Raw genomic sequence first — 18,656 nt, 5'->3', positions numbered from 1 at the left:
AGGGACGTATGCGCGGCGCTCAGGCGTCAATGCAACCTGACCGGACCGGATCGCGTACGGAGCGTTCCAGCCCGGTCCGGTTCAGTTCCCGCCCAGCAGACGCTGCAGCCCGCGCCCTACCTCTTCTTCCAGCCTGCGGCGCGCGGCGTCCTCCAGGCTTTCGCCCTCGGCCCGTTCGATTTGCAGGCTGCGCTGCAACTCGGCTTCGGCCCGGGTGCGCAATTCCTCGCGGGCGCGTTCTTCCAGCCGCTCGCGTTCTTCGCGCAGCCGTTCCTCGGCCAGCCCTTCCAGATCCAGCCGGAGGCGCGGCGCTGACCACGGCCCAGTGACCAGAAGCGGCACGCGCAGGCTCTGCCCGGTGTCACGGTCCACCAGCGCCACTGGCGTCAGCCGGTAATCCAGCACGCGTTCGCCCAAGCCCACGCTGCCCGCGCCGGTTACCGTGACGCGATCGGCATCCAAAGACAGATCGTCATTGCGCAAGACCCCGTCATTCATGGTGAAACTGCCGGTAATCGACTGATAAATGGTGCGATTTCCCTCACCCATATAGGACATGTCGAGGTTGCGCAGCATGCCCGCCAGGTCAAACCCGATGATCTCACCCCGGTCAAAGCCCAGGTTGCCGCTGCCCGAGAGGCTTTTCATGATCGCATCCACCGACGCGCCCGAGCCGAGGAATTGAAGTTCCGCCGCGCCGGTACCGTTCAACCTGTCGAAATCCGCCATGTCGCGCAGCAACGGCAGCAACGCGATGTCGCGCGCCGCCAGATTGCCGCCGACCGACAGGCCCGCACGGTTGTTCATCACGAATTCGCCGGTGATCAGCCCGTCGAACAACCGCACCTCGCGCAAATCAAACACAGCGCGGGACCGGTCCAGCGTCATCGCCACCCGTAACGGACCCAGATCGAATGCGCCGGTGCGCAGACTTGACGCCGATAGCACCAGCGCCGCATCAGCCAGACCCAGCGCCGACGCGTCGATCGGCGTGGTGGGCCAGCCCGCAGCCGCCGCCCCGCCGCCTGCGCCACCACCCGCGCCAGAGGTCAGCGCGGTCAGGTCCAGCTCCCCGGCGGCCAGTTGGGCCGAAAGCATCGGGCGCTGGCCGTCAAAGGTTACATCCGCCGCCCCGGTCAGCCGGTTGCCCGCAACGCCGATCTGCCCGTCGCGCAGGTGCAACGACCCGGCAGGCGCCAGCGTCACTTGCCCAGCCAGCGACAGTGGTGCGACGCCCTGCGGGGCCACGGCCGCTTGCCCCAGCAGCGCCAGCACCGGCCCCAGGTCGGGCACGTCCAGCGAGAGTTGACCATCCGCCGACAGCGTGCCGGTCCCGGCCCGGCCGTCAAACGCGAACGTCGCACCCGCCGCCTGCCCCGACAGGCTGACCGGCGCGACACGGCCATCCGCGAACGCGCCGAAACCGTCGATCTGGGCATCAAGGCTCAGGGGCTGGCCGCGCATCACCGCCGACGCACTCAGACTGGCGGGGCCTTGCCATGCGGGCAGGGTCAGCGTGGCGTCCAGCCCCTCCAACGTCAGGTCGGTGCCGGTCTGCCGGTCGATCAGCCGCAGACTGGCATTGCTGATCTGTGCGCGGTCCAGCACCAACCCTTGGGACGCCTGCGCGCCCTCGGTCGTCACGATATCGGTGACAGGTTCGGCCCCCGGTGCGAAGCTCCAGTTTGCCACGCCATCCATGCCGCGCTCCAGGATGACGCGGGCATCGGTAATGTCGAGGTTGCGGATGACAATGTTCCCCGCGACCAGCGCGGCCACATCGAGGCCCACGGCAATACTGCCCGCCAGCACCATCGGGCCCGTATCGGTACCTTGCATGTTTGCCAGCTCCACATCGCCCAGCCGCACGCCAACGGTCGGGTAAATCGTCGGCCGGACCCCGCCCCGGATGGACAGCGCGCGCCCGGTGGCGGCGGTGAATTGCTGCGCTGCAATGCCCGCGATCCGGTCGGTCGGGATCAGGAACAAGGCCCCCACCGCGAACACCACAAGCACCAGCACAATGCCCAGAAGCCGAAAAATCCACCGCATGTCTGTCCGCCTCAGATCGTCCCCGTTTCCCTCAGCCTACGCAAGCGCGCGGCAGTTGCCAAGCACACAGACAGGCCCGGGCGTGCAATCCCCCTTCCCCCGCAGCATCCTGCACGGTATACGCGCCCGCATGTCACAAAACCCGCCCAGCCTGCGCCCCGATATTGCCCCTGCCGCCCGGTTCAGCGAACCCCAGCGTGCCGGTCAGCCCCGCATCGGCATGGTGTCGCTGGGCTGCCCCAAGGCGTTGGTGGACAGCGAACGCATCCTGACCCGGCTGCGCGCCGAAGGCTATGCAATCAGCCCCGATTACGCGGGCGCGGATGCCGTGATCGTGAACACCTGCGGCTTTCTGGACAGCGCCAAGGCGGAATCGCTGGATGCCATCGGTGAGGCGCTGCAGGAAAACGGACGCGTCATCGTCACCGGCTGCCTGGGGGCCGAACCTGACTACATCCGCGAACATCATCCGCGCATTCTGGCAGTGACCGGCCCGCATCAGTACGAACAGGTGCTGGACGCAGTACACGCCGCCGTGCCGCCCAGCCCGGACCCGTTCATCGACCTGCTGCCCGCCACGGGCGTCAGCCTGACACCGCGCCACTACAGCTATCTGAAGATTTCGGAAGGCTGCAACCACAAGTGCAAATTCTGCATCATCCCCGACATGCGTGGCCGCCTGTCCAGCCGCCCCGCCCATGCGGTCTTGCGCGAGGCGGAAAAGCTGGTCGCGGCGGGCGTGCGCGAATTGCTGGTGATTTCACAAGACACCTCGGCCTACGGCGTCGACATCAAACACGCAGAAAGTCACGGCCACCGGGCGCATATCACCGACCTTGCGCGCGATCTGGGGGCGCTGGGGGCGTGGGTGCGGCTGCATTACGTCTATCCCTATCCGCATGTGCGCGACCTTATCCCCCTGATGGCCGACGCAGATTCGGGCGTGCTGCCCTATCTGGACATCCCGTTCCAGCACGCCCACCCCGATGTGCTGCGCCGGATGGCCCGGCCCGCAGCGGCAGCGAAGACGCTGGACGAAATCGCGGCCTGGCGTGCGATCTGCCCCGACATCACCCTGCGATCCACCTTCATCGTCGGCTATCCCGGCGAGACCGAGGCCGAATTTCAGACATTGCTGGATTGGCTGGATGAGGCGCAACTGGACCGGGTGGGTTGCTTCAAATACGAAAACGTCGCAGGCGCGCGGTCGAACGCGCTGCCAGATCATGTGGCCGATGAGGTGAAGCAAGACCGCTGGGACCGTTTCATGGCCAAGGCGCAGACGATATCCGAGGCAAAGCTGGAAGCCAAAGTCGGCTCCACGCTGCAAGTGATCGTCGACAACGTGGATGCCGATGGCGCCACCTGCCGCACCATGGCGGATGCGCCCGAAATCGACGGCAACCTGTTCATTGACGAAGGGTATGAGGGGCTGAGCGCCGGCGATCTGGTCTCTGTCACCGTTGATGAGGCCGGAGAATACGACCTCTGGGGCCAGATCACACAATAAGCGGCACGGGCTGCATGCACCGCGTTCAGTGGCCGTCCCACAGCACGCGCGCCTTGCATGAATGGGCAGGTTCGGCACGCGACCAGCGCGCCTGTGCGCGCGGTCGGCCCTGTGCAGGGCGGCCATCAGGCGTCAGCGAAACGCATCGCAGGGGTCGGGGCGTTCCGTCGCGTCGGTCACAACCCAGAAGTCGTGCGGTGGGCTTTCGGGTGGGGTGATCTCATACTGACCGACCGAGATCACGGTGACATCGGGCGCCGCGCGGCGCAGCAGATGCGGCATGCCCCAATCATCGCGTGCATGGCCTGTCCCGGTAATCACCACGACCGGTCCGCCGGTATCCGTCAGCGCCTGCAAGGCGGATTGCGCCAGCACGGCATCGCGCAGCCGTTGCACCGCCACCATGCCGGGCAACATTTCGGCGGGCAAAGCGTCGCAATGCGCGGCCATCTGCATCGCCTCACGCGCGGTCTGCTGATCAGCAGGCAAAGCACCATTCAGGCCGAAACGCGCGGCATCGCCCTCAAAAACCTGCGCCAAGGGCCGTTCAAACACCGCACGCGCCGCGTCACGCTGCACCCATGCGCCATAAAGGGTGGCCTGCGGCGCGGCGACAAATATCGGGTGATACATCGCGAAATCAGGCCAGCCATTTTCAGCCCACCCCAACGCTTCGGCCATGGCCTGCGGATCATCCAGCACGGCCGAATAATCCGCTGCTGCCTGTTCCGGCGTCAACATCTCGAACACCAGAGCGGCAGGGGCGATGGCGGCCACGGCGGCGGCCTGGTTGGCGTGGTGCTGCGGATTATCATGGACCTCGCCCAAAACCACAACCTGTGCGGCCACGAGGGCCGTCAACCCATCCGCCGTTATTTCATCCGCCGAAAGTGGCGAACTGCCCACGGCACCCCAAACTGCAATCGCTGAAATCAGTGTTTTCATGCGATGAGGCTATGCACCTCGCGCGACTGGTTTTCCAGCGTTTTCCGCATCTTGGCGAAGGCCGAGGCTTCCAGCTGACGCACACGCTCCTTTGACAAGCCCAATTCCTGACCCAGGCTTTCCAGCGTTCGGGGCGCATCGCGAAGCTTGCGTTCACGCACGATAAAACGCTCCCGCTCATTCAGCGCGTTCAGCGCGACCAGCAACCATTCCCGCAACTGCGCGGCGTCATGGCGTTGCTCCACCCGCTCGCTCGCCTGCGTACCTTCATCTTCCAGCGCGTCGATCCATTCGCGGCCCTCATCCTCGGACGATTGGGTCGCGTTGAGCGAGTAATCAGAGCCCGAAAGCCGACCCTCCATCATCTCTACATCATGCAGCGGCACGCCGACTTCGTGGGCGATCTGTTCGCGCAGCTGATGCTGGTCCAGCGTCTCGCCACGCGCAAGGGCCTCACGCTCCAGCTTCGCCTGCACACGTTTCAGGTTGAAAAACAGAGATTTCTGGCTGGAAGTTGACCCTGTGCGCACCATCGACCAGTTGCGCATCACATAATCTTGAATGCTCGCCTTGATCCACCAGACCGCATATGTCGAAAATCGCACACCGCGATCAGGGTCGAATTTGTCGGCGGCCTTCATCAGGCCCAATCCAGCCTCTTGAATCAGGTCATTCATCGGCGCGCCGTAGCGCCGGAATTTTGAGGCCATGGAGATCGCCAGCCGCATATAGGCTGTAATCAGGCGGTGCAGCGCTTCTTCGTCGCGCTGATCGCGCCAAGCATAGGCCAGCTTCAGTTCGGTTTCGGCATCCAGCAACTCTGCCTTCATCGCTTTACGCGACATCGCCCGGTCGTCAAACCCATCAAGTGCCATATCTAAACCCCCCGGTAAAATGGCTCTGTTCACTAGATTAACAAAACGTAATACGGGCGTGCGCTACGGTTGGATCACTTGCAGTCTTGGCGCGGCTGCCCGGGCAGGTCAGCCCTGCCCAGCTCCGTTAACCAATCCGAAACCATTGCGGCGATAAGGTTAATCAGGGTTCGGTGCGGGGTAAGCGAATGGTGGCGCGGGCATATACCGTCGCGTTTGAAGGGGTCGAGGCGCGGATCGTCGAGGTGCAATGCGCCCTGTCGGCCGGACTGCCCGCGTTCCACATCGTGGGCCTGCCCGACAAGGCCGTGTCCGAAGCGCGCGAAAGGGTGCGCGCCGCGCTGTCTGCCATGTCCATCGCCCTGCCCGCGAAACGCATCACCATCAACCTGTCGCCCGCCGATGTGCTGAAGGAAGGCTCGCATTTCGACCTGCCGGTGGCGCTGGCCCTGCTGGCCGCGCTGGATATCATCCCTGCCGACAAGATGGCCGAAACCGTCGCGTTGGGGGAATTGTCGCTGGACGGCGCACTGATCCCGGTGATCGGCGCATTGCCCGCCGCCGTCGCCGCCGCATCCGTGGACCGGCAATTGGTCTGCCCGCGCGCCTGCGGCCCCGAGGCAGCATGGGTCGAGGCGACATCCGTCATCGCCGCCTCTAGCCTGATCGAGGTCATCAACCATTTCAACGGCAAATCCGTGATCCCCGCCGCGCGGCCCGGCGAGGTCAGCGGTGCGCCCGGCACCCGCGACCTGCGCGATGTGAAAGGGCAGGAACGGGCGAAGCGCGCGCTTGAGATCGCTGCCGCCGGGCGCCATCACATGTTCATGGTGGGCTCGCCCGGGTCGGGCAAATCCATGCTGGCCGCGCGGCTGCCGGGCATCCTTCCGCACCTGACACCGCTGGAGGCGCTTGAAACTTCGATGATCCACTCGATCTCGGGCTTGCTGGACGAAGGCGGCATCTCGCGCAATCGGCCGTTCCGCGAGCCGCATCACACCGCATCGGTCGCGGCCATCGTGGGCGGCGGGCGCGGCGCCAAACCCGGCGAAATCTCGCTGGCGCACAACGGCGTGCTGTTCATGGATGAATTTCCCGAATTTCCACGGACCGTGCTGGAAACCCTTCGCCAGCCTGTCGAAACCGGCGAAGTCGTCGTGGCGCGCGCCAATGCCCATGTCCGCTACCCCTGCCGGTTTCTGCTGATCGCGGCGGCAAACCCCTGCAAATGTGGCTATCTCACCGAACCGGCGCGTGCCTGCGGGCGCGCGCCCGCCTGTGGCGAGGATTATCTCGGCCGGATCTCAGGCCCGCTGATGGACCGTTTCGACCTGCGCATCGAGGTGCCTCCCGTGGCCTTCGCCGATCTGGACCTGCCACCCTCGGGCGATTCCTCGGCGCAGGTCGCCGCCCGCGTTGCGGCGGCGCGTCAGGTTCAGGCCGACCGCTATGCCGGGTATGACACGATCCGCGTGAATGCCGATGCGGAAGGCGCGCTGCTCGAACAGATCGCGGAACCAGACACCGCCGGAAAGGCGCTGCTGTTACAGGCGGCGGCGCGTTTCGGGCTGACGGCGCGGGGCTATCATCGCATTCTGCGCGTCGCGCGCACGATTGCGGATCTGGATGGGGCGCTTACAGTGCAATACCGCCATATCGCCGAGGCGATCAGCTACCGGCTGATTGGTCCCTCCAGAGGCACCGACTGACGGCGGGCGCGGATGAACCCGGCCACTTCGCGCAGGGCCGCGCGCGCCTCAGGCAGCCAGCCGTGGAAGAACTGCCAGACATGCGGCAGATTGCCCCAGATATCGCAGCGCACATCCACATCGAACGCACGCAGGCGGTCCGCCATGCGCAGGGCGTCATCGCGCAGGATTTCTGTCCGGGCAGCCTGGATAAACACCGGCGGCGCGCCGTGAAAGGACGCGAAAAAGGGCGAGATGCGCGGATCCGCGGGATCGCCACCCTGCAAGATGCGCTGGCTCAGGCGTTGCAGGCGCTGCGGCGGCAACAATATGTCACGCCCGGCATTCTCCACCAACGAGGGGCTTTGATAGGTCAGATCGGTGAAGGGCGAGAAGGCGAACAGCCCCGCCGGACGCGGCCGGTCATGGGCGCACAGGTGGCCGAGCAGGGCCAACGCAAGCCCGCCACCCGCCGAATCGCCCCCCAGCACGATCTGGCTGGGGTGGATGCCGCGCGCCATCAATGCCTCCCATACCAAAACGGCATCCTCAAATGCCGCTGGAAAGGGATGTTCGGGCGCCAGACGATAGGCGGGAAGGCAGACAACCGCTTCCGATTTGCGTCCAATATACCGTGCGAGGGCCGCATGAGTGCGCGGGCTTCCCATGATATAGCCGCCGCCGTGAAAATACAGGACAATGGGGTCATCGCCCTGCGGGGCTGCGGTCCACAGCGCGTCAACGTTCCGGTCCGGTCCCATCAAGCGATCGGCGATGAAACTGCGATCCGGGCGCCCCCGCGCATTCAGCAACGCGCCACGGTCAAACCAGCGGCGCGCCACGACCGAATCAGCATATCGACGCAACCCCCGCTTCGCGACCCGGCGCAGGAAGACGCGCAGAACCTTGAGCTGCCAGCTCATTTAGCGCGCTTGGCCTCGATCACTTCCCAGATCTTTGCGGCAATATTCACATTGTCGAAACGCTCCAGCTCCTGGATGCCGGTGGGAGACGTCAGGTTGATCTCGGTCAGCCAGTCGCCAATGATGTCTATGCCGACGAAGACCTGCCCGTTTTCGCGCAGCACCGGCCCGATCGCGGCGCAGATTTCCCGGTCGCGCGCGGTCAGGGCCACCTTCTCCGGCCGACCTCCAACATGCATGTTCGACCGGGTCTCGCCCTCCGCCGGAACGCGATTGATCGCGCCGACAGGCTCCCCATTCACGAGGATCACGCGCTTGTCGCCTTTTGAGACCGCAGGCAGGAACTTCTGCGCGATCAGGGGCTCGCGGTTGAAGCCCGAGAACATCTCGTGCAGCGAGGCGAGGTTGCGGTCGTTCGGGTCCAGCCGGAACACCCCGGCGCCGCCATTGCCGTAAAGCGGCTTGAGAATGATATCCCCATGCCGCGCCTTGAACTGCCGCAGACTGGCCAGATCGCGGGCAATCATGGTCGGCGGGGTGAGGTCGGGGAAGCGGAGCACCAACAACTTCTCGGGGTAGTTACGGACCCAGAAGGGATCATTCACCACCAGCGTCTTTGGGTGAATGAGATCTAGCAAATGCGTCGTCGTGATATATCCCATGTCAAACGGTGGGTCCTGACGCAGCCACACCACATCGACATCGGCCAGATCAACGTCTTCCTCGGGGGCCAACGTGACATGATCACCTTGCACCCGCCGCACCGTCATCCGCTGCGCCCTGGCGCGGACGCTGCCTTCATCCCAGCTCAGTTTGTCGGGGGTGTAGAAAAACAGCTCATGACCGCGCGCCTGCGCCTCTTCCGCCAGACGGAAGGTGCTGTCAGCGTCAATATTGACGGATCCGATCGGATCCATCTGAAAGGCTACTCTCAGGGGCATACCCACTCCGCCAGCTGGTTTAATACCCCTTGATGACCCAGCTTCCAGCCGGATGCAATCACTTGCAGCGGGGAAGCCGCTGCATCAAGCGGCACATAGCGCGTTTTCCAGAATGGATATTTCACCCGCCGCATTGACAAGGGCCACATCGAACCGCGCATCAGTATTCAGGCCGCCGGGTTCCGTCGCCATGAACTCTGCCGCCGTATCATAGAGGCGCCGGACCTGAGCGCTGCCCAGCGAAGCCGCCGCCCGCGCAAAGTCGCGACTTTTCTTGACTTCGACGAAAATCAACGAGGGCCCGTCGCGCAGCGCCAGATCAATCTCGCCGCGCATGCCACGCCACCGGCGGGCCGCGACCGTCAGCCCGGCGCGTTCATAAAGTGCGCAGACGGCATCTTCCGCCGCCAACCCCGCGTGATAGGACACTTTCCCCGTCATTCCTTCACCTCCATTGCCAAAGCAGCCTGATAAACCTGTCGCCGCGGCAATCCCAGATCCTGCGCCACCTGTGCGGCGGCTTCACGCAGCGACGCCCCTGCAAGCGCCGATTTCAATGCCGCTTCCAGATCGTGATCGGACACCACATCGCGCTGCCCACGGTCCACCAGCACCACGAGTTCGCCCTTGACCTCGTGCTGCGCAAAATGCGCTGACAGTTCTGCCAAGGACCCACGCACAACCTCTTCATACCGTTTTGTCAGTTCGCGGCACACGGCCGCCCCGCGCTCTGCCCCCAACACTGACACCATTTCATTTAATAATTTGTGAATCCGTTTCGGGCTTTCATAAAATACCAGTGTTGCGGGGATTGACCGTGCCTCGGAAAGGAAGGCCCGGCGCGCGGCCATTTGCGGCGGAGCGAACCCCAGGAAGCAGAAGCGGTCTGACGGCAGCCCCGCCACAGTCAGCGCCGCCAGCACGGCGGATGGCCCCGGCGCGGCAAAGACCGGATGACCCGCTTCGATCGCGCTGCGCGACAGTTGATAGCCGGGGTCGGCCACCAGCGGCGTGCCCGCTTCGGATGCGTAGACCACCGTTTTGCCTTCGGCCAGCGCGGCCAGCAGGGCAGGACGGGCGCGGCTGCCGTTGTGATCGTGATAGGCCAGCACCCGCCGCCCGGCCAGCGGCACGCCGTGGATCTCCATCAGTCGCCGCAGGCTGCGCGTGTCTTCTGCAACCAGCACATCGCCGTCCCGCAAAAGATCCAGCGCGCGCAAGGTAATGTCGCGCGCCGCCCCGATCGGAGTCGCGATGAAATAGAGTCCCGGCGGCGGCGGGCCCGAGCGCCGCGCGCCACCCCCCCCTCCAACATCTTCAGTATCGCCGGATTCGGGGATTAACGACATCTTCAACTTCCATTCCTAAGTTTACTTCGGCGGGCGGAAACACTAACACTCAGGGTTGAACCTGCCGTCCAATACCGTCCACAAGGGGTCTTCATGCTGTCTATGACAAAACGGATCATCGGTCACGTGCGCTTTGCGGCACGCAGATCTGCCGGTTTTCTGGGGCTCGCAGCGCTTGTTGCAGCATGTGCGCCCGGCGCGATGGGTCCGACGGCCGGACCCAGGGTCAACCCCAATGCGCCGGTGACGGTGGCCTTGCTGGTCCCTGGCGGATCGGCGGATGCAGGCCGCAACACGCTGGCCGCCAATCTTGAAAACGCCACCCGCATGGCGATCGCGGATCTTCAGGGCGTGCAGATCGACCTGCGGGTCTATAACACGGCGGGCAGCCCCGCTCAGGCCGCCGAAGTCACGGCACAGGCGATTTCTGACGGCGCAGCTGTTATCCTGGGGCCGGTCTTCGGCGATGCCGCCGCTGCCGCGGGCCGCGTTGCGGCACAGCGCAACATCAATGTGCTGAGTTTTTCCAACAACACCGACATCGCAGGCGGCAATGTCTTCGTCTTAGGCGCAACGTTCGAGAATACCGCGCAGCGCATGCTGTCCTATGCTGTTTCGCAGGGCAAGGGCCGCGTCGCCATTGTCGCGGAACGCACAGCCGAGGGCCAGATCGCCGAAACCGCGATCCGCACCGCTGCTGGCCGCACAGCCGCCAGCCTGACTGGCACCGTGACCTATGAATTCTCGCAGCAAGGGGTTGTGAATGCCCTGCCGCAGATCTCATCCACCGTGCGGTCGGGCGGGGCGCAGTCGATCTTCTTCACCGCCAATACCGCCGGGGCGCTGCCGCTCTTGGCGCAACTGCTGCCCGAAAACAGTGTGGGTCCGACGAATTACCAGTTCATGGGCCTGACGCGCTGGGACATTCCTGCCGCCACGCTCAGCCTGAGCGGCGTTCAAGGCGGCTGGTTCGCCCTGCCCGACCCGGCCCTCACCAGCCAGTTCGAGGCGCGTTACACGGCCGCCTACGGCACCGCGCCCCACCCCATTGCCGGGTTAGGCTATGACGGGGTCGCGGCCATCGGTGCGCTCTTGCGCAATGGCGGCAGCGATGCACTGACTGGCGCCTCACTGACCCAAGGCTCGGGCTTTCTGGGCGTGAATGGTGCGTTCCGGCTGCGCAGCGATGGCACCAACGAACGCGCACTGGCCATCGCATCCATTGAAAACAACGAGGTGGTCATCATTGACCCGGCACCACGCAGCTTCACCGGATCAGGGTTCTGATCTGATACCCGACACCACAGCGCAGCCAACCCGCAATGTCTTTGCCCTGCCACCGGCCACCGACCCGGATGCCCCGCTGATCTGCACGCCGTTGTCGGATAGCGATTGCGCGGCACTTGAAGAGGCGCTGCAACGCGCCGTCGCAGACCCCGGCGATGCCCGCGCGATCCGCAAGGCGGTTGTCGATGTGCTGGCCGATGCCTTGCGCACCGGCAATGCCCGACTGGAAGAGGCGTTGCGCGCTGCGCCGCGCGACGCGCGGTCCTATGTCCGGGCACAGACCTGGTTGACCGACCTGGTCATCACCGCCGCGCTGAAGGTTGCCCGCCTCCGCCTGCATCCCAACCCGAAGGCGTCGGATGCCGAACGTCTCAGCGTGATTGCCGTCGGCGGCTATGGCCGGGCGGAAATGGCGCCGCAATCCGATGTGGATCTGTTGTTCCTCACCCCAAACAAGGTGACGCCCTGGGCCGAAAGCGTGATCGAGGCGACGCTCTACATCCTGTGGGACCTGCGGCTGAAGGTCGGACATGCCAGCCGCACCATCGGCGACTGCATCAAGCTGGCGCGCGAAGATTACACCATCCGCACTGCCCTGCTGGAACATCGGTTCCTGGAGGGCGACCCCGCCTTGCAAGTCGAACTGAAGACCCGCCTCTGGTCGGATATCTTCAGCTCGACCGCCTCGGAATTCATCGAGGCCAAGCTGACCGAACGCGGCGAACGGCATCGCAAGCAGGGTGGCCAACGCTACGTGCTGGAACCCAACGTGAAGGAGGGCAAAGGCGGCCTGCGCGACCTGCAAACCCTGTACTGGATCGCCAAGTATATCCACCAGGTGGAACAGGCGGCCGAACTGGTCGATACCGGCATGTTCACTGCCGAGGAATACCAGTCGTTCCGTGACGCGGAAACCTTCCTCTGGGCGGTACGCTGCCACCTGCATCACATCGCCAAACGCCCGGTCGAACAACTGACCTTCGACATCCAGGTCGAGGTTGCCGAACGCATGCGCTATTTCGACCACGCCGGGCGCCGGGGGGTCGAGCATTTCATGCAGGCCTATTTCCGGCACGCCACCCGCGTCGGCGAGTTGACGCGCATTTTCCTGACCGGGCTGGAACAGCGCTTGGTGAAGCGTGAGCCGATGCTGGTCGGCCTGTTCCGCCGCCGCAAGAAAGTGCGCGATGGCTATGTCATCGTGCACAACCGGCTGAATGTGGTCGATTCCGATGCCTTTGTCGCCGATCCGTTGAACCTGTTGCGGATCTTCGAGGAATCGCTGCGCACCGGGCTGTTGCTGCATCCCGATGCCATGCGGCTGATCGCGGCCAATCTGGACGGTTTCGACGCCACGGTTCGCGACAGCCGTGAAGGAAACCGCATCCTGCTGGACCTGATGCTGAAGCACGGCAACCCCGAACGCGCACTGCGCCGGATGAACGAACTGGGCGTGCTGGGCGCCTTCATTCCGGAGTTCGAGAACATCGTGGCGATGATGCAGTTCAACGTCTACCACCATTATACGGTGGACGAACACACGATCCAATGCGTCAGCACGCTGGCGCAGATCGAGCGGGAGGAACTGGTCGAGGAACTGCCCATCGCCTCGCGCATCCTCAAGCAGGGCGTAAACCGCAAGGTGCTTTATGTCGCCCTGCTGCTGCATGACATTGGCAAGGGCCGCCCCGAGGATCATTCCATCATCGGGGCACAGATCGCCCGCCGCCTTGCGCCGCGTCTCGGCCTGACGCCGGACGAATGCGAAACCGTCGAATGGCTGGTGCGCTATCACCTGTTGATGTCTGACGTGGCACAAAAGCGCGATATCTCGGACCCGCGTACGGTGCGCGACTTTGCCAAGGCAGTGAAGACGCACAAGCGGCTGGACCTGTTGACCGTGCTGACTGTCTGCGACATTCGCGGCGTTGGCCCCGGCACCTGGAACAACTGGAAGGCCGCGCTGCTGCGCCAGTTGTACCGTGAGACCGCGACGGCCATGGACACCGGGCTGGAGGATCTGAACCGCGACAAGCGCGAAAGCGAGGCCAAACGCGCCCTGCGCGCAGCGCTGCCAGATTGGGAGCGCAAGGATTTGCGCATCGAGACTGCGCGCCACTATGGGCCCTATTGGCAGGGGCTGACCACGACGACGCATACGATCTTTGCCAATATGCTGCGCGGGATCCGCGACGATGAAATCCGCATCGACCTGCACCCCGACACCGACCGCGACGCGACGCGCGCGTGCTTTGCGCTGGCCGACCACCCGGGCATCTTCTCGCGCCTCGCAGGTGCGTTGGCGCTGGTCGGGGCGAATGTGGTGGATGCGCGCACCTATACCTCGAAGGATGGCTATGCCACCGCCGTGTTCTGGATCCAGGATGCCGATGGCCACCCCTATGAGGATGCACGCCTGCCCCGCCTGCGCAGCATGATCCAGCGCACATTTGCCGGCGAAGTCGTCGCGGGCGTGGCGCTGGCCGACAAGGACAAGGTCAAGAAACGCGAACGCGCCTTCCGCATGCCCACCTCGGTCACTTTCGACAACGAAGGGTCCGAGATCTATACGATCATCGAGGTCGACACCCGCGACCGCCCCGGCCTGCTGTTTGACCTGACGCGTACCCTGGCGGCGCAGAATATCTATATTGCCAGTGCTGTGATCGCGACATATGGCGTGCAGGTCGTCGACAGCTTCTATGTGAAGGACATGTTCGGGTTGAAATTGCACGCCAAATCCAAACAAGAGGCGCTGGAGCGCCGACTGCGCGAAGCGATCTCGGCGGGCGCGGAACGGGCCCGCCGCTGATGGCACCCATCCGGCTGGTGCGCGGCTTTCTGACGGTCGGGCTGTGGACAATGCTCAGCCGTGTGCTGGGCTTCGTGCGCGATGTGATGATTGCCGCCTACCTTGGCACGGGCCCGGTGGCCGAGGCGTTCTATATCGCCTTCTCGCTCCCCAACATGTTCCGCCGGTTCTTTGCCGAAGGCGCGTTCAACATGGCCTTCATCCCCATGTTCTCGAAGAAGGTCGAGGGGGGTGACAACCCGCAAGCCTTTGCGCGCGAAGCTTTCTCCGGGCTGGCGACCGTGCTGATCGTGTTCAGCACGCTGGCCATTCTGGGCATGCCCTGGCTGGTGCTGGCCATGGCCAGCGGCTTTTTGGGGGATGCCCGGTTCGATCTGGCGGTTGATTACGGGCGCATCGCCTTTCCCTATATCCTGTTCATTTCGCTTGCCGCGCTGTTGTCTGGCGTGCTGAATTCCATGGGCCGCTTTGCGGCTGCGGCCGCGGCACCGGTGCTGTTGAACGTGCTGTTCGTGGCCGCGCTTCTGCTGGGCGGGGCGATGGGCTGGCCGGTGGGGGAAACCCTGGTATGGGCGGTGCCGGTGGCCGGTGTCGCACAGCTTGGCATGTTATGGGTGGCGGCCAGCCGGGCGGGGTTCCGCATCCCGCTGGTCCGCCCGCGCCTGACGCCGGATCTGCGGCAACTGGCGCGCATCGCCGCCCCTGCAATGCTTGCGGGCGGGGTGGTGCAGGTCAACTTGCTGGTGGGCCGTCAGGTCGCCAGCTTCTTTGACGGCGCGGTTGCCTGGCTTTACAATGCCGACAGGCTGTACCAGTTGCCACTGGGCGTCGTGGGCATTGCCATCGGGGTGGTGCTCCTGCCCGATCTGTCGCGCAAGCTGCGCACCGGCGATACGGCGGGCGGGCGACATTCGTTCAACCGCGCGACGGAATTCAGCCTGGCGATCACCGTTCCCTGCGCCGTGGCGCTGGCGGTGATCTCGGTGCCGCTGGTCAGCGTGCTGTTTGAACGCGGGCAGTTCGGTCCCGAGGATACGACCGCGACCGCATTGGCCGTTGCAGTCTACGGGCTGGGCCTGCCCGCCTTTGTTCTGCAAAAGGTACTGCAACCGCTGTTTTTCGCGCGTGAAGATACCCGTCGGCCGTTCAATTACGCCGTCGTGGCGATGATCGTGAATGCGGTGATCGCCATAGGGCTGGCGCCCTTCATCGGATATATCGCCGCCGCGATCGGCACCAGTGTCGCGGGCTGGACGATGGTGTGGCAGCTGTGGTCAGGCTCACGCGCCATGGATCTGGCCGCGCGCCCGGATGCACGGTTGCGCCAGCGTGCCTGGCGGATCGTCGCCGCCGCCGCCGTGATGGGCGCTGTGATCTATGGGCTCGCCTCGGTACTGCAACCCTGGCTGATGCAGGCGCATGTCCGATATGTCGCGCTGGCCGGGCTGATCGCGGCAGGCGCGCTTTGCTACGGGGCATCGGGGGTCGCGCTGGGTGCTTTCCGTCTGTCGGACTTCCGGTCGGCCATGCGGCGCAACCGCTGAGGCGCCCACGATGCGCGATCACGACGCGCGATCACGCGGGGACCGCCGCCCCGCGCTTGAAATTCCAATGACATCACATGCCAAAACGCTGGCTTGGCGTCACAAAACCCTTACCTTCATGCGCCCACGCACTATCTTACGCTGCGTTGAAATTTTCACGAAGGGTGCCCTCGGCAATGATCCCCCCAAGCGAAGCGCCGGGCACCGATGCCGTCATCACATGGGTGGATGGCGCCGACCCCCTGCATCTGGCGCGGCGCCATGCGGCGCAGGCCACCACGGCGACACCACTGCATGAAAATGCGATCAACGCGCACCGCTGGGGCTCGGGTGATGAACTGGCCTATTGCCTGCGGTCCATAGCGAACCACGCGCCATGGCTGCGACGCATCTGGATTGTCACCGACCGCCAGACGCCCGACCTGTCCGCCCTGCCCCACAGCTTCCGGGAAAAGATAGCGATCATAGACCATAGCGAGGTCTTCGCGGGCCTGACCGATGCACTGCCCACCTTCAACTCGCTCAGCATCGAGACAATGCTCTGGCGCATCCCCGGCCTGTCCGAACAATTTGTCTATTTCAACGACGATGTCTTCCTGACCGCGCGGCTCGACCCGTCGGACCTGTTTCGCGACGGAATGCCGGTGCTGCGCGGCAAATGGGTGGATTACAGCGTGATCGCTGCCGACCCGGCGGCGCGCGCGGATCCCGCGCTGCTGCACCATTTCGTCCAGATCAACGCGGCCCGCCTGATCGGGTACGACGCAGCGCATCTGTTCAACAGCGCGCATGTGGTACACCCGGCACGCCGGTCGGTCATGGCGGATCTCTACCGCCAGATGCCCGACACCTTCCACGCCAATATTGCGCATCGCTTCCGCGACCTGTCCCAGTTCTTTCCCAGCGGGCTGCACAATCACGCCTGTATCCGCGCCGGGGCCTGCCATCTGCACACCGACGCAGACCATCTGCACCTGCGCACCGGCGCGGTGATCGACTACCCGCTGGACCAGGTGCGCGCCTACCTGCGCCGCGCCACCCTTCCCACGTCGAAATTCCTGTGCATCAACGATCTGCCGCAGCTAGAGGCCGCGATCCCCGACACCCGCGACTGGATAGAGCGCGCCATCAGCGCGTAGCGCCGCCGTTCACAGGTACGCGCCCCATGCCATGCCTTTGGGGACGCACGCGCGGGCCGCTTACCCCTGCCAGAACCGGCGGGTGAACAGCACCAGCACCGTCAACAGCTCCAACCGTCCCAGAACCATGCCCAGGATCATCAGCATTTTCGCGCTGTCGGGAAAGGTATCGAAGGCGCCGGTGGGGCCGACCTCGGGGCCATAGGCAGGGCCGACATTGCATATCGAGGTCCAGGCGCTGGTGATCGCGGTGCGGGTCTCCAGCCCGGTCATCGACAGCAGCACCGCCAGAATGCCGAAGGTCACGATGAACAGCGTGAACATCACCACGACCGAGCTGATCACATCCTCGCCCAGCGGCCGCCCGTCCAGCCGGATCTGGCCGACGCGGTTGGGGCTGCGCAACTGGCGGATCTGTTCCTTGATCGCCTCGATCAACACCAGATAGCGGAACACCTTGATGGAACATCCCGTGGACGCCGTACAGGCCCCGACGAACCCCGCCAGCACCACCACCAGCACCGGAAAATCGCCCCAGGACGCCACATCGGCAGAGCTGTAGCCAGTGCCCGTGAACAGCGTGACCACGTTGAACAGACTTTCGCGCACCGCAAGTTCGACCCCCACGTCCGAGGTCGCCAGCCGGTAAGCGAGCACCAGCCCCGTGGCATAGCCGATCCAGCGCAGGAATGCGCGAATCTGGATATCAGCGAACAGCGGGCGCAGCGACCCGTTCATAAGCTGCACATAGCGGATGAAGGGCAGGCCCGACAGGATCATCAGCACAACGGCAGCATAGGACGGCCCCGCGCCAAAATGTGCAAAGGATTGGTCACTGGTGGAAAACCCGCCCGTGGCAATCGTGGTCAGCGCGTGGTTCACGGCATCGAACACCGTCATGCCCAGCACCGCATAGATCACCGCCGCGGCCAGTGTCAGGGCCAGATACACCTCGACCAATGCCTTCGAGATGTCCAGCGCGCGCGGCAGCACCTTGCCAAGGGTATCAAACCCCTCGGACCGGAAATACTGCATCCCCCCGACCTTCATCACCGGCAGAAAGATCAGCGCAACGATGATAATCCCCAGCCCGCCCAGCCATTGAAGCAGCGAACGCCACAAAAGCGTGCCCGGCGGCATGGCGTCCAGCCCGACGAACACGGTCGCGCCCGTGGTGGTCATGCCGGACATCGCCTCGAAATACCCATCAACCCAGCCGACGCCGGGTGCGCCCAACATGAAGGGCAATGCGCCGAAAGCGGGCATCACCACCCAGGCGCCGGTGGTCAGCATGTAGGATTGTTGCAAGGACAGCCCGCCGGTCACGCCGTTCAGACAGGCCACAGCGATCAGGCCGCCCACCAGCACCGTCACGATCGCCGATTCAAGGAAAACGAGCCAGTTGTCATTGCCCGCGACCAGATCGGTCGCCATGGGCAAGAGCATCAGCACGCCCAGCGATGCCGTCAAAAGACCGACAATGTAACCCACGGGGCGGATGTCATACATGGCGCCACGACATACCCACCCCGCCGCGCCTGTCAAGCGGTTGCATCCTGGCCGCAGCGCATGGCGCTTCAACACCACGCCG

General features: G+C 64.5%; 14 protein-coding genes. 6 read left to right on the top strand and 8 right to left on the bottom strand.

The window, feature by feature from the left end:
- Positions 1–81 precede the first annotated feature (81 nt).
- On the bottom strand, positions 82–2,052 hold the full coding sequence (locus tag H9529_RS13960; RefSeq protein WP_092885212.1) for an AsmA family protein: 1,971 nt from the start codon (positions 2,050–2,052) through the stop codon (positions 82–84).
- Between the two features lie 130 nt (positions 2,053–2,182).
- On the opposite strand from H9529_RS13960, the gene rimO reads away from it, so the two are divergent.
- Entirely contained in the window at positions 2,183–3,562 is a 1,380-nt protein-coding gene (gene rimO, locus H9529_RS13955) for a 30S ribosomal protein S12 methylthiotransferase RimO (protein ID WP_092885424.1), read from the top strand.
- 132 nt (positions 3,563–3,694) lie between these two features.
- Here rimO and H9529_RS13950 read toward each other — a convergent pair whose 3' ends face one another.
- Both H9529_RS13950 and H9529_RS13945 read right to left on the bottom strand, forming a co-directional pair.
- On the bottom strand, positions 3,695–4,507 hold the full coding sequence (locus H9529_RS13950; protein ID WP_092885210.1) for a ChaN family lipoprotein: 813 nt from the start codon (positions 4,505–4,507) through the stop codon (positions 3,695–3,697).
- The gene (locus H9529_RS13945; RefSeq protein ID WP_092885208.1) at positions 4,504–5,382 is read right to left on the bottom strand and encodes an RNA polymerase factor sigma-32; all 879 of its coding nucleotides are present in this window, start codon (positions 5,380–5,382) and stop codon (positions 4,504–4,506) included. Before H9529_RS13945 ends, H9529_RS13950 begins: the two co-directional genes overlap by 4 nt.
- A 188-nt stretch (positions 5,383–5,570) precedes the next feature.
- Between H9529_RS13945 and H9529_RS13940 the strand changes: the two genes are divergently transcribed.
- A complete protein-coding gene (locus H9529_RS13940) occupies positions 5,571–7,091 on the top strand; it encodes a YifB family Mg chelatase-like AAA ATPase (protein WP_092885206.1) in 1,521 nt (506 codons plus the stop codon).
- On the opposite strand, the gene H9529_RS13935 is transcribed toward H9529_RS13940, so the two are convergent.
- The 4 genes from H9529_RS13935 to rsmI form a co-directional block, all read right to left on the bottom strand.
- Positions 7,055–7,993 (bottom strand): alpha/beta hydrolase, encoded by a 939-nt coding sequence (locus tag H9529_RS13935; protein WP_092885204.1) that lies wholly within the window; start codon positions 7,991–7,993, stop codon positions 7,055–7,057. The two genes, H9529_RS13940 and H9529_RS13935, sit on opposite strands and share 37 nt — an antisense overlap.
- Positions 7,990–8,934 (bottom strand): glutathione synthase, encoded by a 945-nt coding sequence (gene gshB / locus H9529_RS13930; RefSeq protein ID WP_176846831.1) that lies wholly within the window; start codon positions 8,932–8,934, stop codon positions 7,990–7,992. The genes H9529_RS13935 and gshB overlap by 4 nt, the downstream gene beginning before the upstream one ends.
- An 84-nt stretch (positions 8,935–9,018) precedes the next feature.
- A complete protein-coding gene (locus H9529_RS13925; RefSeq protein ID WP_092885202.1) occupies positions 9,019–9,375 on the bottom strand; it encodes a YraN family protein in 357 nt (118 codons plus the stop codon).
- Positions 9,372–10,283 (bottom strand): 16S rRNA (cytidine(1402)-2'-O)-methyltransferase, encoded by a 912-nt coding sequence (rsmI, locus tag H9529_RS13920; RefSeq protein WP_092885200.1) that lies wholly within the window; start codon positions 10,281–10,283, stop codon positions 9,372–9,374. The genes H9529_RS13925 and rsmI overlap by 4 nt, the downstream gene beginning before the upstream one ends.
- Before the next feature lie 93 nt (positions 10,284–10,376).
- Here rsmI and H9529_RS13915 point away from each other — a divergent pair, with 93 nt between their 5' ends.
- From H9529_RS13915 to H9529_RS13900, 4 genes are all read left to right on the top strand, one after another.
- A complete protein-coding gene (locus tag H9529_RS13915; protein WP_223814175.1) occupies positions 10,377–11,570 on the top strand; it encodes a penicillin-binding protein activator in 1,194 nt (397 codons plus the stop codon).
- Positions 11,470–14,382 (top strand): [protein-PII] uridylyltransferase, encoded by a 2,913-nt coding sequence (locus H9529_RS13910; protein WP_092885198.1) that lies wholly within the window; start codon positions 11,470–11,472, stop codon positions 14,380–14,382. The genes H9529_RS13915 and H9529_RS13910 overlap by 101 nt, the downstream gene beginning before the upstream one ends.
- Positions 14,382–15,926: a murein biosynthesis integral membrane protein MurJ gene (gene murJ, locus H9529_RS13905; protein WP_092885196.1), complete on the top strand. Its 1,545-nt coding sequence runs from the start codon at positions 14,382–14,384 to the stop codon at positions 15,924–15,926. Before H9529_RS13910 ends, murJ begins: the two co-directional genes overlap by 1 nt.
- A gap of 176 nt (positions 15,927–16,102) precedes the next feature.
- Entirely contained in the window at positions 16,103–17,065 is a 963-nt protein-coding gene (locus tag H9529_RS13900) for a Stealth CR1 domain-containing protein (RefSeq protein ID WP_092885194.1), read from the top strand.
- 60 nt (positions 17,066–17,125) lie between these two features.
- On the opposite strand, the gene H9529_RS13895 is transcribed toward H9529_RS13900, so the two are convergent.
- Positions 17,126–18,574, bottom strand: coding sequence for a TrkH family potassium uptake protein (locus H9529_RS13895; RefSeq protein WP_092885192.1), 1,449 nt, complete (start codon positions 18,572–18,574; stop codon positions 17,126–17,128).
- Between the last annotated feature and the right edge of the window lie 82 nt (positions 18,575–18,656).

The sequence above is a fragment of the Roseicitreum antarcticum genome (genome assembly GCF_014681765.1).
Lineage (GTDB): Bacteria > Pseudomonadota > Alphaproteobacteria > Rhodobacterales > Rhodobacteraceae > Roseicitreum > Roseicitreum antarcticum.
Note: the sequence above shows the minus strand (reverse complement) of the source record. Positions and strands in the feature narration are given on the sequence as shown.